Genomic DNA, 14,697 nt, shown 5'->3' on the forward strand with positions numbered 1-14,697 from the left:
TTCTCCCCACCCTCTGTATAAACGTATCTACATTGTGTGGTATGTCCATGATCAGTACCCTAACGTTTCTGGGATTTATGCCAACCCCAATCGCGTCAGTCCCCACTATGACCTTCGCATCATTGATAATCTCGGCATTCACGTCCCTGTCATACTCATCCAGCTTGCCGTGAAGTAGTGCAACACCACCTAACTCTTTACTGATCAATTCATATACATCCACCGCCCTCTTGACCGTGTTTGTTATAATGAGGACCTTATCGCCATATTCCTTAACCACATCGATGATTTCCTTATAATTACTTAACTGCTTGAATTGGAAACACTGCTCTGTTGATTTGGACTCCCAGTCCTTGTCTCGGATAGTCGTGAAGATGCCATCCTTAGACCTCTCATTCCCAAGCCTGAAGACCCTAACCCCATCCCTTACTGAGGAGTAAGCCCCTAATTTACTACTGCCACACTCACCCAATGCTAAGCACCTAACCCTATTATCACCAAGTGTTGCTGTTGCGATGACCGTAGGGGTTGCCGAAAGTACTAATTCGTGGAGCCCAAGCAATAATGATGCCAACGTTATGCTAGAATCCTCAACCATCAGGTGGACCTCATCAAGGAATACATATGACGTGAATATATAGCTCCTGTAAGTCATGTAGCGCCACTTAACCGGTTTATTAAGGGATTCGACAGGCATGCGCATTAGGTTAAACATGAACGAATCCATCGTTGTGATATTCACGTCACTACTGAGCTTAGGATTCTTCTCAAGCCGCATAAGTCCGATGCTAGGTACTTGAACCTCTAGGTTTATGTCCATCGACTGATAACTTATTGAGTAACCCTGCAGCTTACTTAGGAAGTCCCTTGCCTGTTGCCTAACCAAGGCCCTGGTAGGTGCCACGTAAATGAATCCACGAGCTAACCCTTCTTCGCGGAATTTAAGAAACGGGACATACGAGTTGTAAGTCTTACCGTAACCCGTGGGGGCCTCGATGAGTACTGCCCTGACCCTAGGATAATTATTGATTAAGTAATCAAGAGCCTCATTAATCAGCTCCCTCATACATCAGCACCTAATCTTACCAACGCCATTGGCCAATAACCGCAACGCCCCTGAAATATTTTCATTATTGTTGGCCAAGTTATTGAGGACGTCGTGCCATTCGTTAATAAATAGCGTTGTTGCATGCCCTAATTCTGTTATTTCGTTACAATCATTGTTACTGCTGAACCTGATGATATCCTCGGTGATCGTATTCAAGACGTCAATTAAGTCCTTCCCTAACTCACGCCCATTCCTCTTAACCCCGGCTATCCTTTTCCAATTCTTTAGTAATTTACCCATACCGAGAATGACATTCGCAGTTTTAGTCTTCGAGAGTGAGACTAGGTAGTCATTTAATGAGACAGTGTCAAGCCTTACAATAAAGTTTTGGCTCTTCCCTGCTCTAGACAGTGTGAGGAGCTCTACGTAGTAGTTACTACGAATAACATCCTCCCTAATACTTTTGCTAGGCAGGTATTGCCTAATTTTTGCTGCTGTGTAAATAAATGCATAATCAATGATCAAACCCCTCTTTTCTCTGACCCGATTTAGGACTGCTCTAAATAGTTCGCGGATATCGTTAAATCGCTTCAACGTATCCACGGCACTCCCGCCACTTAATCTAATCCATAAGTCACGTGATAAGCCAAGATATATGTAATGCTCATTTCTATTTTTTCTATTTTTATCCCAAACATTATTAACATACGTCAGAACGGCACCAAGAAAGCCCAGCGCTATATCCCTCAGCGGTGGTGCAAATAATCTTAATTTCGAGTCACTAACATCCTCAGTGCTTAAGAATCCCCTCACGTTTGCCGGTAACTCCGCAACAAATACCTTAGGCAGTGTATTAAGTTTGGGTACATTCGCATTCCATAGCCTGTCATTTCCGAGGATTGAAGAAACTATTTCTAATACAATATCGCCACTTATTGCGCTTGCTCTTTCAATTTTAAATGTAATACCCACCTCATCTTCAATGAATTTTATTATATTACCGAGTGGACCACTTCTGAGGTCTTTTCCCTGTAAGTCATTCCACATTAAAGGTAGTTTAACATTATTTATGTCCTTCCTTTGCCTCAATGCGTTTACAAAATCCATCAAATAGTTCATGTCAGTAGATATGGCTGTCGCGTTTTTCTTAAACCACCCCAGCGTCGTGTATTCCCAGGTGGTCATTAAGACCACCTTAGTAGGGCGTACTTATTGCCGTACTTAACTACCTTATAACTCGGGCTGGGGTCTGATACCTCGATTCCTTCCTCGGCAAATACGTATTCGCCTATCTTCGGCCTCCCACCGCAGTACGTACTATCGTCGCGTAGGTCAGGGAACATTAAAACGTCGTAGTTATGGCTGCTTATTCTCGCTGCACTCTTTGGGAGGTAGCTGTGAATTATTAATCGTTCAGGACTCTCCACATTAACTTCACTAACCTCTAAGACGCTTACCAGCCCCTCCTTCTTCCCAAGTCTGACTATACCCCACGCACTTTTCTTTAACTCGTTAAACCACTCATCATTTACCGCATATATGGCAATGAGTTCATTAATGTATGATAAACCCATGTAACCCACCGTATATGGCTCCTCTTTAATTTCTCTTCTCCAATTAAATAACCTTAATAATGTATTAGTGATTGCAATCTTTCCAATAGGGATCGTGGTTGCATCAAGAACTATGTTGTCCCTAATCCATCCATAAACCGGAGAACATGATTTACCGCTAACTTCCTTGATCTCCTCATACTCGCCGGTTCTAAATGCATGTGCGAAGTATAATGCACCGATTAATGTTGATGGTGGTGGAAGTGGGTACGAACCGCCTGCCGTGCTCATGACTGGGTACTGGAAAGGCATACTCATTAGGGGTGGCTTCGAGAGGCTGGTTGATGAGGCTGAGAGGAATCTAACAGATGCCTTAAGCGTCGTATCAGATGTAATAGAGAACCCATTCATAGTGCCAGGTGGTGGTGCACCGGAGGTTGAGGCAGCTAAGGCAGTTAGGCAATTAGCGGCTAAGGTAAGTGGAAGGGAGCAGTACGCGATTGAAGCATTCGCCAATGCGTTAGAGGCAGTACCTAAGACGCTTGCGGAGAATGCGGGCCTTGATGCAGTAGATATCTTGACTGAACTTAGGCACATGCATGAGAGTAGGGAGGATGGGTGGAAGTACGGTATTGATGCATTCAGTGGTAAGGTAGCGGACATGGTTGCAATGAATATTATTGAACCTTTAGTTGTTAAGACCCAGGCCTATAAGGCTGCTGTGGAGGCTACATCAATGATACTTAGGATTGATGAGATAATTGCCGCAAGTAAGATTGAAAGCGGTGGCGAGAAGGGTAAGAAGGAGGGGGAGGAGGGAGCTGGCTCAACAGGGGGAGCAGGGGGCCTTGATTAATTAAAATCAACTCAGGCCTTTAATAGTTTTAAACCAACGTAGATTTTATCACCTAGACTCGGCCTACTACTGATATTACCCTCCATATGGAGTATGAAGCCGCCTATTGATATTCTCATGATGTTTTCACCTAAGTAATACACCATACCCCACATGTATATGTCCCAATTCCCCTTATAATTCTCATCCTTACTACTGGAAAGTGAAACCAGCACTGAGTCACCCTGCTTGAACTTATTAATGACGGCGGGCAACTCAATGGTGGCTAACACACCCTCACCCTCAAGCTTAAGCTTAACCACGTTATTAGGCTCATACTCAATGCCCGTAACCTTATATGTACCCTTGTACTCGTACATAGGTGGGTTTATACTATTAGAGTTTAAAAAGGCCACTGCATAAGTCCACTGGTATGGCCTTTGGTGAAGGAGCACGACGATTCAACGCGGAGGTAATGGGCATGTTAGGTAGAAGGGTTTTAGTCAACCTTATAGGTGGTTCATTCTATAGGGGTCAATTAGTCGGTATAGATCAGGGATTAAACATAATCCTAGTGGACGTTACTAATGATAAGAATGAGAGGTTCCCGAAGGTTCTAGTTAAATCAGAGGCAATCAGGGATATTGCCCTAGTGGAGGAGTACATTGACTTAAGGGAACTAGCTAAGATACTTGAGAAGTACTTCCCAGGAATGGTGAAGTATATTGAGGAAACCAATACTATTATAGTAAGTGAAAACGTAACAGTTACCGAGGAGGGGGTTAAGGGAACTGGGTTAGTTGCCAGAAGGGTTAAGGAGATTTATGATGAATACGTGCAAACGAGGAAGAGGTAATGTTCGAGATAGTGGAGAAGGATGAGGTAGCTAGGATTGGGAAGCTATACACTAGGCATGGTGTAATAGAGACCCCTGCATTATTCCCAGTAATAAACCCCAGTAAGCAGTATGTTGAATTAAGTAGGATTAGGGAACTCGGCTTCAACCAAGTTATAACCAACGCCTACATTATAAGGGGAACTTACGGTGACACCGCCAGGGAGGTTGGGCTTCATGAACTCCTAGGCTGGGATGGCCCATTAATGACTGATTCAGGGGCGTATCAAATACTTCAATACGGCCACATTGAGGTAAGTCCAGATGATGCCTTAAGGTACCAGGTTGAGGTGGGTAGTGACATAGGGGTTATATTAGATATTCCAACCAGCTACCCGAGGCCAAGGGAGCTTGTTGAGGTTGAGGTTAATGAAACAATTAGGAGGGCTAGGAGGGCTATACTTCAACTTAAGGAGCTGGATCCTGAACATAGGATGCTTATAGTTGGACCAACCCAGGGGGGCGTTTACAGGGATTTACTAGCCTACTCAGCTAAAGCTGTTTCAAGGCTACCCTTCGACATATACGCAATAGGTAGCCCCACTACCCTACTTCAGTCGTACAATTTCACGAGCATAGTTAAAATGATACTCACTGTTAAGGCAATAATACCACCTGGTAAGCCAGTGCACTTGTTCGGTGTCGGACACCCATTAATACTACCCCTGGCGGTTGCATTGGGTATTGACTTATTTGACTCAGCCTCATACATGCTTTACGCCAGTGATGACAGGGTTATTTTAAATAATAGGACGGTTAGGTTGAGTGAGTTAAGTAAGGACTATGTACTTGATGGCTGCGGTAAGAGTGCTGGGGAATTAATGGAAATGAGTAAGGAGGAGAGGATTAGGCTCATTGCGCAACATAACCTATGGGTGTTGTCGAGGGAAATGATGGAGATTAAGCAGAGGATTAAGGAGCATGATATTTGGGGTTACGTAGCCCAGAAGGCTAGGCAGCATCCATCAGTATATAGGGCCTACTTAACCTTAAGGGGAAGTTCAATATTCCGTGGTTTAATTGTTAAATTAGCTAGTGGGCTTAAGGTTAACGCAACTCAGTTAAGTATCCTGGATGACGGTGACTTAGCCAGGCCTGAAGTTCAATGGGCTAAGCGTAGGTTAAGTAAGTTAATTAAAGGCATGGGTGATTTAGCCAATGTTCTTGTAATAATTGGCGATTACGAGGAACCCTTCATAAGGACTCAAGTGGCTAGTGAGGTCACTAGAATGGGTGTAAGGGTGTTCACTTATAACGAGGTTTACGGCTTAATACCAATTGAACTAAGTGATGTATACCCATTCTCACAAACCGCAAGAGTTAACGTTAAACCAAGGCCTACTAAGCACACGTTGAGGGATTCAATAATACTAGTGGAGGATAAGTATAGGGATTTGGTCAGGTTCATTAAGTGCAGTGGTGAGTGCCTTATTATTTACGTAGACTCCCTTAAGAACATTAAGGCCTATGAAAGGTACATAAAAGTAGCCTTAATGAGAAATGGTGATGAAACTCCCAGGACCTGAGTCAGCCCCATGAATCCAATTCTCAATATTAAATGCGGCAACTCCACTATAGGTTATTACCACTATATGACTTAGCTAACTCCAAGTAAGCCTTATAATTCTCAATTATCCTACGCACGTCATCATCAGTAACGCTTCGAATAACCCTTGCCGGTACACCAACAGCTACACTTCTAGGTGGTATCCTAGTACCTTCCGTTACCACTGCGCCTGCACCTATTATTGAGTAGTCACCTATCTCAGAGTTATTAAGCAGTATCGCCCCCATACCCACTAGCACGTAGTTGCCCACCCTGGCACCGTGCACAATGGCTCTGTGACCTATGGTTACACCCTCACCCACCACTGCCTCAATGCCCTTATCAGTGTGCACCACCGCATGATCCTGTATGTTACTGAACCTGCCTATGGTTATGTGATCCTCATCACCCCTAACCACAGCATAGGGCCATAGGCTCACTTCATCACCAACATCAACATCCCCTATTACGTAGGCTGTACTAGCTATGAAGACCCCCTTACCAAGCCTTGGGGTCTTTCCACTGAAGCTCACTATCGGCATGGGGAATGCCTTCAGTGAACCTTAATTAAGGTTACCCTAAAGCTCATTATACGTAGAATTGTTTATAAAAAGGGCATACTTTAATTAATCCTATGGTCAGTGAGTCGCATTTAATGAAACCAGCACTGATTACCGCTGGTGTAGTTATACTGGTTATAGCGGTGGTTATTTTAGCCATGGTTTTGCCCATGGTTAACATAATGGGTTACTACCACTGTATGGGGATGATGTGTGGTTCAATGACGTACTACCCGCTCATACCCCCATTAATCCTATTAATAGTGGGTGTGCTGCTTATTACCATACCATTAACCGTACTTAAGCAGCGTAATGTATCTAGGCAGGTTAATGAAGTATCTGCTGGAAGTAGCGTTAATGACTTACTTAAGCTATTGCCAAGGCAAGAGAGGGTGGTTTTAGAATACATTGTTAAGTCTGGGGGTGAGGTTTACCAGTATCAGATTGCTAGGGACTTGGGGTTAAGTAAGGTTAGGGCCTGGAGAATAATACGTAGGCTTGAGGAGAAGGGCCTAGTGGAGGTTGTTAAGGTTAAGGGTAGGAACATTGTTAAGTTAAGAAAGTGAATTTTAAGAATGCTTCAGGGCTAATGATGCATACTGCATCCTCCACTACTAGTGCCACTTATCCTCCTCAGTATCCAAACCACTATCAGTACTATTAGGACTATGAAGAGTACGGTAAACAGCATCCATAGCAGCCACATTAATGGTGGGAATGCGTTAAACCACCCTCCCCAACCCCATGGCCCCCACCATCCCCACCCCATGCCACACCAGGGGCAGAATAACGCTGAACCCATAATGAAGAGTAAAAGCGTAATCATCGCAATCACCTAACCACTAATTCACCGTACATTCCGTTACTTGCATGACCTGGATATGTGCAAATGTACCAGTAAATGCCTGGTTCATTAATTGCGATTGTGTACTCATACCCATATGCGTAACCTGAGTGGTAGTTAGCTGGTGGTAGCCACCTCATGTTAAGCATCATCTGAGGCCCCATGCCGTCGCTCATGGCTACGTAAGGCATAACATTATACGGATATGGGGGAGGAGCCACTGTTACCACGAAATTATGATACATGTCATCATCTAGGTTAATGAATAATATGTGCATTACTGAGCCGGAGGGCACTACTATTGTTGGGTTTATTAGACCATATATGATGAACACATCACCGTGAGCATATGATGGTGGCGTCGCGTTAAACATTTTAGCAGCATCATCACCCATCATGGCCACCACCACTAGGTTTATGCTGCTGCCTGAGAACACTATAGTATTATTACTAGGGTAAACGTGGGCATATGGTGGTATTGCGCTAACCATGTTTAACGCCTGCTTAATGGAGTAGATGCCGTATGAGTAACCGTAGTAGCCTTGATTATTGATTAAGCCACTTCCACCATAGACCCAATTCATCATGCCTAGGTAACCGTGGGTTAAACTACCGCTGTAGTAGTATACCGGATTCAGTATTACTATGCTTAACCCAACTATACCTAGGGCTATTGCTACTCCGATTATTAACCAAGCCCATTTGCTCACACTTAACCACCAATTAGGCATACTGGTTTCAGGAATATACACCTTCAGTGAAACCCATTGGGACCCATTAGTGTTGGTGGGTTTCAGTAGCCTGATTAGCACCCGTAAAGGGGTGTAACCCTCAAGACCCCAGGGAACCCCCGCCCTTTAAAAGGCGGAGAGGGGGTCGGACCTATGTTTTCCTCTTCAACACCTTATAGGATTTAAACCGGTTACTAGCTTACTTAGTAGTGATGATTCTAGAGCCCACTGATTAATGAGGATAAATGCCGCTACTGATTCACGTCAATACCTCGCTCAGTTTACCCATTTTAGCGGCGTTCACTATTTCATGAGCTATCCTCTCCCCCATGTCCATTGGTTCATTAAAGTATAGGACTGAATATGGGCTACCTACACCCATGTAGACGTTTGTACCGGCAACTATCCTCCCGGAGAATTCAAAAACCACTATTGATAAGTCATCCTTAATTATCGACTCTAAGCTATACGGCCCTATCATACCTGGCGGTACTAGTTCTGAAACTGCCCTTGAGAAGTCTTCACCATACTTCTGCACTATAGGTAGCAGTGATTCCCTTAGAACCACCGGAATATTCCCAACAACTACGAAGGTTGGTTCAGTTAGGTTAAATGTCCTACCATCAACATTACTCTCATACCTTAAGTCCATTCCAAACAACTCCACGCGGTCATACACCTTCGAGCCAAAGTAGTGGTAGTAGGCAGGTACTCCAATCACGTACTCCTGTATTATGTAATCATCCCCCACGTTGACGCTACTTAGCTTACTGGCAAGGTCGGCAGCATCCTTAGCTATGAAGTAGCCCCTACCACCCTTCGCGCCTGATAATTTAACTATAACAGGCCTATCAACTAGAGCTGGTTCATTAAAGGACTTGGGTATAGGTATACCGGCGTATTCCAGTAGCCTCATCTTCTTCCTCTGGTCAGCCTCCCACTCAATAAGGTACCTATTGCCAAACGTTGGAATAGGCATGCTTAAAGCCCTCCTCCACCCAACATACTCCACGTAGCTACCATGCGGTATGAGTATTGAATTATCCTTAACCAGATCATTGGCTAATTGCTCCAGGTCACTTAAATCCACCTCAATAACCCTATCTATGAAGCTGAAACGCCTATAGAACCAGCCTAACCCAGGCTTAGCCACTGCCACGGTGCCCAACCCATGCCTCTTAACCCCCCTTAATATTTGAAGTGATGAATGGCTGGCTATAGTAACTATGTTTAATTTACCTAAATCGTAGTTCTTTAAAACAGCCTCAATATTCATGTGGTCACCTTATCAAGCATGTTACTAGCCGCCGCCTCCTTAACCTCTATGGCGATTCTCCTGCCTGTTGATATGGGTTTACCAAAGTATAGTTTACTGTACTGCCCACCAATACCCAGGTACGCATTAGTGCCACCACCTATCCTAGGTGCGACATCGTAAACCACTAGGTCCAGTTCAGGGGTAACCATGAATTGAAGCGTGAATGGCCCTATAACCCCAGGAGGCACCATTTCCTCAGTTGCCTTAACAAACCTGTAGCCAATCTCAAAAACCTTCTCAAGTAGGCTCTCCCTTATGGTGGCTGGTTCATGGCCAACCTCAATATACCTAACATCAACGTTAAGCCCAAGTTGATCTTGAGCCGGTATCCTGTAGATACCGTCCAGGTTTGATTGAATTCTCCTATCGAAACTATGCAACTCAAGCCTCCCCCTTACCTTAGAGTAGAAGTAGTTGGCATTGAAATGAGCACCAATCACTAATTCCTCTATTGACGCGTTCTCCAAGTCACTTAACCTCACAATGCCTCTATCCGCCAATTCCTTAACCTTCCTTAACGCATCATCCCTATCCCTAGCTATGAAGAACCCTCTCTCAACCCTCCTGGCAGCCTCAGGGAGTTTAATCATAACGGGCCTATCAACCTCATCAATACTACTGAATGTCCTTGGTCTTCTAATTCCAGCGTGATCAAGTAGTTTATAGTAATTATACGGTCCAGTCCTCTCCTCCCACCTTAGTAGTCTCCTATTACCGAAAACCGGCACTGGGAATTTATCCTCAATATTATCGTAACCCACATACACCGCAAAGGACCTGTTGGGTATAAAAACGGCTTCACTACTTTTCAATTCATTGATAATACGATCACTAATCAATTCCTTAAAATCATCAACAATAATTAACTTATCTACTACTGGGAATTCACGGTAAGGTAAGTCCCTACCCTTCTTAGCCACCGCTATTGTGCTGAAGCCCTCATCCTTAGCACCATCTAATACATCTAGTGCTGAGTGGCTTGCAAGTACGGCTATGGTTACCATGTAATCATATTGATCAATTTACCCTTTTAAACATTTCGCGAAGATCAGTAACGTTTAATTAATTAATTAAATAAAGTATAGGGAATGGTGTGAATCAACCATGGGTAATCATTAAATTAATCTTAACTCCCTTAAATGAGTAATGAAGCCAAGAGAGAAGCCTTGAAACCCAAGGGGAAAATTACCCAAGTATACTTAGTATTGTTTCTCTTTCCCTGGCGCAAGTCTCCTCAGCCTTATTAAGTAGTTGACTGCATGATTCTGCAATATTTCTTGCAATAACACTTGCATAGCCCGTATAATTACTTGGACTCAAGTTCATTAGTAGCTTATCGTCCACGCCAAGTTCCTTAATTGCATTAAGGTAATCACCCATGCTCATTCTTGGTGCCCTGAAGAGCCTTAGTGACTTCTCATAGGCATCAGCTTGACCAAGAACCCTTAATCTAACCTGTACCGCCTCACTTAAGACTTCCCAATGATTATTGAGGTCATTAATTAAGGCCCCCTCATCAACCTCAATACCCTCCATGAACTTCTTAAGTCTCTTAGAGCCAAGTATCACATAGCCTACGGCTAACCCAAGGTTCCTCTTAATCGTTGAGTCACTTAAATCCCTCTGTAGCCTGCTTGATTGCAGGATCTTGGAAACCTCCATGAGTATTGAGGAGCCTAACTTTAAGTTACCCTCAGCGTTCTCAAGATCCACTGGGTTAACCTTATGAGGCATTGTTGACGATCCAATAACCCTGCCTCTAAACCTAACATAACCAAGCATTGAGTACATCCACATATCTTGAGCCAGGTTAATTAATGAGTATGAAGTTAAACCTATTACCGCAAGAATGTGCGTTAAGTTGTCTGGAGGGAGGATTTGTGTTGATACAGGCACTGGCTCAAAGCCTAGTGATGATACGAAGTTCATTAATTCCCTCGGCCAATCTAACTGAGCAATCATGGTGAAGCCAGCCATTGAGCCGCTTGCCCCAGCCACCTTACCATTAATCTTAAGATTAATTAAACTGTTCACCCATGAACATAACCTGTAGGTATGGTAGGCTATTTCCTTACCGAAAGTTGTTGGTGTTGCTGGTTGCCCATGGGTCCTAGCAAGCATGGGGGTGTCTGCGTACTTACTGCTTAAGGCAATGAGTACCCTGCCTAAATCCACTAGGCTTGGTATCAAGTATTCGTAAAGTACTCTCCTAAGCATTATTCCCATTGCTAAATTATTCACATCCTCTGAGGTTAACCCCAGGTGAAGCAAATGCGCATAGTGCTCAAGGCCAATGGCCCTTAGCCTACCTCTTAACACGTACTCAAGAGCCTTAACATCATGCCCTAACTCATCCTCAAGCTTCCTAACTTCACTAATATCATCACTACTTAACCTAATCCCCCTTAACCTCTGCCTCTCCTCATCACTAATGGGTCTTACTAAGCCTATACTTGATAACTTATCTATTAGGAATTCCAGGTAAAGTAACTCAACCCTGGCGCGGTACATTATGAAGGCCTCCTCTGAGGCTATCTCATGGTAACCCCTTAGTTCATTTCTATATCTAGCATCAAGGGGGCTTAATACATCCACTTCAGTTAATCTGGTTAGGGTTAATAAACCCTACCCATCGTTTAATTAATTAATACAATAATATGTTAACTACTGAACGAAAAGTTTAAAAACATGCTGAATTAATTAATTAAAAAGTGCCTCTTACAGTAGTTGTGGGTGGTTTCTTCGGTGACGAGGGTAAGGGCAAAGTAATCTCATACCTCAGTCTCGTTGATAAACCCGACATATGCGTTAGGACTGGTGCAATAAACGCAGGCCACACTGTGAATCTAAATGGCCATACGTGGAAGGTTAGGATAATACCCTCCTGCTTCCCGAATAAGGGGACTAGGTTAATGATAGCTCCAGGGGCATTATTCAGCATTAACGTCCTCATGAGGGAGATGGAGGAGACAAACACCAGAGGGAGGGTTTGGGTTGACTACTCCTCAGGTATAATTGAGGATAAGCATGTTGAAGCGGAGAGGAGGGATGAGTACCTCATGAAGACTATTGGCTCAACAGGCCAGGGGGTTGGGGCAGCTATGGTGGATAGGGTGCTTAGGAGACTGAGGTTGGCTAGGGATTTTGAGGAGTTAAAGGGCGTGCTCACTGATGTGCCAAGGGAGGTTAATGAATCATTAGGCAACGGTAATAATGTCATTATTGAGGGTACTCAGGGGACATTCCTAAGCCTATACCATGGTACATACCCATACGTCACAAGTAGGGACACTACAGCCTCAGGGGTGTTAAGCGAGGTTGGTGTTAGTCCGAGGAGCGTGAACGACATTATACTAATCTTTAAGGCATTCGTAAGTAGGGTTGGGGCAGGGGAATTACCTGGTGAGTTAAAGCCTGAGGAGGCTGAGGCTAGGGGATGGGTTGAGAGGGGTACTGTGACTGGTAGGTTAAGGAGGGTTGCGCCATTTAACATGGATTTAGCTAAAAGAGCAGTCATGCTGAATAAGCCGACTCAATTAGCCATAACGAAACTTGACGCTTTATTCCCTGAGGCAAGGGGAAAGAGGAAGTGGGAGGAATTACCCATTGAGGCTAGGAGGTGGATAAACAACATTAGTGAGGAGTTAGGTGTACCAGTTACATTAATTGGAACTGGGGAGGACGCGTTCGACATGGTTGATTTAAGGGGTGAATCCCCATGATTTATGACGTTGCAATAATTGGGGCTGGACCTGCCGGATTATTTGCAGCTTATGAACTTACCAGGAATACTGATGGATTAAGCATAGCTGTTGTGGATAAAGGGTATATGGCTAGGCAGAGGCATTGCCCATTAGCTAAGATTGGGAAGTGCGTATGCGTCCCATGCCACATAACGCACGGTATAGGGGGTGCGGGGTTATTCAGTAGCGGCATAATAAACCTAAGACCAGACATAGGCGGGGACTTACATGAACTTGTGGGAAGCTGGAGCGCCTCAATGAGCCTCATAAACTACATTGATGAGGTCTTCATTAAGTTTGGTGCACCACAGGATAGGGTTTTTGAACCAAGCGGCTCACTCTTTGAGGATTACCAAAGATCATTAGCTAAGGTTGGTGCTCAATTAGTGCCTATTAGGCAAAGGCACATTGGAACGGATGGGTCCATTAGGGTTATTGAGAACTTCACATCATACCTTAAGGAGGCTGGCGTTAACCTCATAGTGGGTACTGCCGTTGAGCATGTTACCCGTAGTAATGGCTTATTTAAGCTTAAGACTAGGAGAGGTGACTTAGAGGCTAAGACAGTGCTTATTGCACCAGGTAGGGCTGGTGCAGAGTGGTTTAGGGATGAGGCTAGGAGGATTGGTGTTGAGCTTAATCCAAACCCACTGGACGTGGGGGTTAGGGTTGAGGTGCCTAAGTACGTTATGGATCCTTTAACTGAACTATACATGGATCCTAAGGTAATAATGTACACTAAGTCACATGACGATAAGGTTAGGACGTTCTGCGTTAATCCAGGTGGATTCGTGGTAATGGAGAACTACGATGATAAGACCATTGGGGTTAACGGTGAAACCTACTTAGATAGGCAAAGCAGTAACACTAATTTCGCATTACTAACCTCCATAAGGTTAACGGACCCAATGGAGGATACTATTGAGTATGGTAAATCAATAGCCAAGTTAGCCACCAAGTTAGGCGGAGGGAAGCCTATAATTCAGAGACTGGGTGACTTGGAGGATGGGAGAAGGTCCACGTGGGATAGGATTAGGAGAAGTATAGTGGAGCCCACCCTTAAATTCGTAACACCAGGGGATATAGGGATGGCGTTACCCCACAGGATCATTGATAACCTCCTAGAATTCCTACATAAGGTTGATAATGTTGTTCCAGGCCTAGCATCAAAGTACACGCTACTTTATGCCCCCGAAATAAAGTACTACAGTATGAGGGCAGTTGTAAATAAGCTTATGGAGACTACGGTAGATGGCTTATTTGCAGCAGGTGATGGGGCAGGCTTATCAAGGGGTATTAACGTTGCAGCAGCCACAGGCGTAGTTGCGGCATGGGGTATATTAACTAAACTCGGTAAGGATGTTAAGAATGAGTTATTTAATAAACTGAAGTAACACAGAAGCATAAGTGCCCTAATTTATTAACAATAGTATCATCATTTAACTTAACGCATCATCACTCATGTTGTTGATTACGCGCTACGATTATCATTTAATCAAATAATATAACATTATTTTAAAATAAAGGAAAACTATTTAAACCAATTTACTTAACGGTTTATATGGAGAACGATAGGGGTTTGTTTGTTAGGGGTTCTACTGGTTTGGTTAGGGAGGCTGGTTTT

The 14,697-nt window shown here is 44.0% G+C and carries 15 protein-coding genes and 1 pseudogene; 6 read left to right on the forward strand and 10 right to left on the reverse strand.

What is annotated here, in order from left to right:
- The 3 genes from Q0C29_RS09530 to cas5a form a co-directional block, all read right to left on the reverse strand.
- Positions 1-1,066, reverse strand: a 1,066-nt coding sequence (locus tag Q0C29_RS09530) for a DEAD/DEAH box helicase (protein WP_292000431.1), incomplete at its 3' end; no start/stop codon positions are given.
- A gap of 3 nt (positions 1,067-1,069) precedes the next feature.
- Positions 1,070-2,233 (reverse strand): hypothetical protein, encoded by a 1,164-nt coding sequence (locus tag Q0C29_RS09535; RefSeq protein WP_292000432.1) that lies wholly within the window; start codon positions 2,231-2,233, stop codon positions 1,070-1,072.
- Positions 2,233-2,892 carry a type I-A CRISPR-associated protein Cas5a gene (cas5a, locus tag Q0C29_RS09540; RefSeq protein ID WP_292000433.1) on the reverse strand — a complete coding sequence of 220 codons (660 nt, stop codon included), beginning with the start codon at positions 2,890-2,892 and terminating at the stop codon, positions 2,233-2,235. The genes Q0C29_RS09535 and cas5a overlap by 1 nt, the downstream gene beginning before the upstream one ends.
- A gap of 19 nt (positions 2,893-2,911) precedes the next feature.
- On the opposite strand from cas5a, the pseudogene Q0C29_RS09545 reads away from it, so the two are divergent.
- Positions 2,912-3,457, forward strand: a pseudogene (locus tag Q0C29_RS09545) (TCP-1/cpn60 chaperonin family protein); the annotation flags it as partial.
- Between the two features lie 11 nt (positions 3,458-3,468).
- Here Q0C29_RS09545 and Q0C29_RS09550 read toward each other — a convergent pair.
- Positions 3,469-3,816 (reverse strand): hypothetical protein, encoded by a 348-nt coding sequence (locus tag Q0C29_RS09550; RefSeq protein ID WP_292000434.1) that lies wholly within the window; start codon positions 3,814-3,816, stop codon positions 3,469-3,471.
- A 53-nt stretch (positions 3,817-3,869) separates the two neighbouring features.
- Between Q0C29_RS09550 and Q0C29_RS09555 the strand changes: the two genes are divergently transcribed.
- Positions 3,870-4,292, forward strand: coding sequence for an Lsm family RNA-binding protein (locus tag Q0C29_RS09555; RefSeq protein WP_292000435.1), 423 nt, complete (start codon positions 3,870-3,872; stop codon positions 4,290-4,292).
- Positions 4,292-5,857, forward strand: a complete 1,566-nt coding sequence (tgtA, locus tag Q0C29_RS09560) for a tRNA guanosine(15) transglycosylase TgtA (protein ID WP_292000436.1) — start codon at positions 4,292-4,294, stop codon at positions 5,855-5,857. Before Q0C29_RS09555 ends, tgtA begins: the two co-directional genes overlap by 1 nt.
- 46 nt (positions 5,858-5,903) lie before the next feature.
- On the opposite strand, the gene Q0C29_RS09565 is transcribed toward tgtA, so the two are convergent.
- A complete protein-coding gene (locus Q0C29_RS09565) occupies positions 5,904-6,419 on the reverse strand; it encodes a gamma carbonic anhydrase family protein (protein ID WP_292000437.1) in 516 nt (171 codons plus the stop codon).
- A 92-nt stretch (positions 6,420-6,511) separates the two neighbouring features.
- Between Q0C29_RS09565 and Q0C29_RS09570 the strand changes: the two genes are divergently transcribed.
- Positions 6,512-7,003, forward strand: a complete 492-nt coding sequence (locus tag Q0C29_RS09570) for a MarR family transcriptional regulator (RefSeq protein WP_292000438.1) — start codon at positions 6,512-6,514, stop codon at positions 7,001-7,003.
- A 20-nt stretch (positions 7,004-7,023) separates the two neighbouring features.
- Here the strand turns inward: Q0C29_RS09570 and Q0C29_RS09575 are convergent, their stop codons facing one another.
- From Q0C29_RS09575 to purB, 5 genes are all read right to left on the reverse strand, one after another.
- Positions 7,024-7,263 carry a hypothetical protein gene (locus tag Q0C29_RS09575; protein ID WP_292000439.1) on the reverse strand — a complete coding sequence of 80 codons (240 nt, stop codon included), beginning with the start codon at positions 7,261-7,263 and terminating at the stop codon, positions 7,024-7,026.
- A gap of 5 nt (positions 7,264-7,268) precedes the next feature.
- Positions 7,269-7,991 carry a plastocyanin/azurin family copper-binding protein gene (locus Q0C29_RS09580; RefSeq protein WP_292000440.1) on the reverse strand — a complete coding sequence of 241 codons (723 nt, stop codon included), beginning with the start codon at positions 7,989-7,991 and terminating at the stop codon, positions 7,269-7,271.
- Between the two features lie 280 nt (positions 7,992-8,271).
- Positions 8,272-9,282 (reverse strand): formate--phosphoribosylaminoimidazolecarboxamide ligase, encoded by a 1,011-nt coding sequence (locus Q0C29_RS09585; RefSeq protein ID WP_292000445.1) that lies wholly within the window; start codon positions 9,280-9,282, stop codon positions 8,272-8,274.
- Between the two features lie 2 nt (positions 9,283-9,284).
- On the reverse strand, positions 9,285-10,334 hold the full coding sequence (locus tag Q0C29_RS09590; RefSeq protein ID WP_292000441.1) for a formate--phosphoribosylaminoimidazolecarboxamide ligase family protein: 1,050 nt from the start codon (positions 10,332-10,334) through the stop codon (positions 9,285-9,287).
- Positions 10,335-10,515: 181 nt separating this feature from the next.
- On the reverse strand, positions 10,516-11,925 hold the full coding sequence (gene purB / locus Q0C29_RS09595) for an adenylosuccinate lyase (RefSeq protein WP_292000442.1): 1,410 nt from the start codon (positions 11,923-11,925) through the stop codon (positions 10,516-10,518).
- Between the two features lie 116 nt (positions 11,926-12,041).
- Here purB and Q0C29_RS09600 point away from each other — a divergent pair, with 116 nt between their 5' ends.
- Together Q0C29_RS09600 and Q0C29_RS09605 are read left to right on the forward strand one after the other, a co-directional pair.
- Positions 12,042-13,052 (forward strand): adenylosuccinate synthetase, encoded by a 1,011-nt coding sequence (locus Q0C29_RS09600; RefSeq protein WP_292000443.1) that lies wholly within the window; start codon positions 12,042-12,044, stop codon positions 13,050-13,052.
- A complete protein-coding gene (locus Q0C29_RS09605; RefSeq protein ID WP_292000444.1) occupies positions 13,049-14,467 on the forward strand; it encodes an NAD(P)/FAD-dependent oxidoreductase in 1,419 nt (472 codons plus the stop codon). Before Q0C29_RS09600 ends, Q0C29_RS09605 begins: the two co-directional genes overlap by 4 nt.
- Positions 14,468-14,697: the final 230 nt, after the last annotated feature.

It is taken from the genome of Caldivirga sp. (assembly GCF_023256255.1).
Taxonomy (GTDB): Archaea; Thermoproteota; Thermoprotei; order Thermoproteales; family Thermocladiaceae; genus Caldivirga.

Coding starts and splice junctions, on each gene's coding strand:
- Q0C29_RS09535 (WP_292000432.1), bottom strand. CDS start 2,233: ATGACCACCTGGGAATACACGACGCTGGGGTGGTTTAAGAAAAACGCG.
- cas5a (WP_292000433.1), bottom strand. CDS start 2,892: ATGAGCACGGCAGGCGGTTCGTACCCACTTCCACCACCATCAACATTA.
- Q0C29_RS09550 (WP_292000434.1), bottom strand. CDS start 3,816: ATGTACGAGTACAAGGGTACATATAAGGTTACGGGCATTGAGTATGAG.
- Q0C29_RS09555 (WP_292000435.1), top strand. CDS start 3,870: ATGGCCTTTGGTGAAGGAGCACGACGATTCAACGCGGAGGTAATGGGC.
- tgtA (WP_292000436.1), top strand. CDS start 4,292: ATGTTCGAGATAGTGGAGAAGGATGAGGTAGCTAGGATTGGGAAGCTA.
- Q0C29_RS09565 (WP_292000437.1), bottom strand. CDS start 6,419: ATGCCGATAGTGAGCTTCAGTGGAAAGACCCCAAGGCTTGGTAAGGGG.
- Q0C29_RS09570 (WP_292000438.1), top strand. CDS start 6,512: ATGGTCAGTGAGTCGCATTTAATGAAACCAGCACTGATTACCGCTGGT.
- Q0C29_RS09575 (WP_292000439.1), bottom strand. CDS start 7,263: ATGATTACGCTTTTACTCTTCATTATGGGTTCAGCGTTATTCTGCCCC.
- Q0C29_RS09590 (WP_292000441.1), bottom strand. CDS start 10,334: ATGGTAACCATAGCCGTACTTGCAAGCCACTCAGCACTAGATGTATTA.
- Q0C29_RS09605 (WP_292000444.1), top strand. CDS start 13,049: ATGATTTATGACGTTGCAATAATTGGGGCTGGACCTGCCGGATTATTT.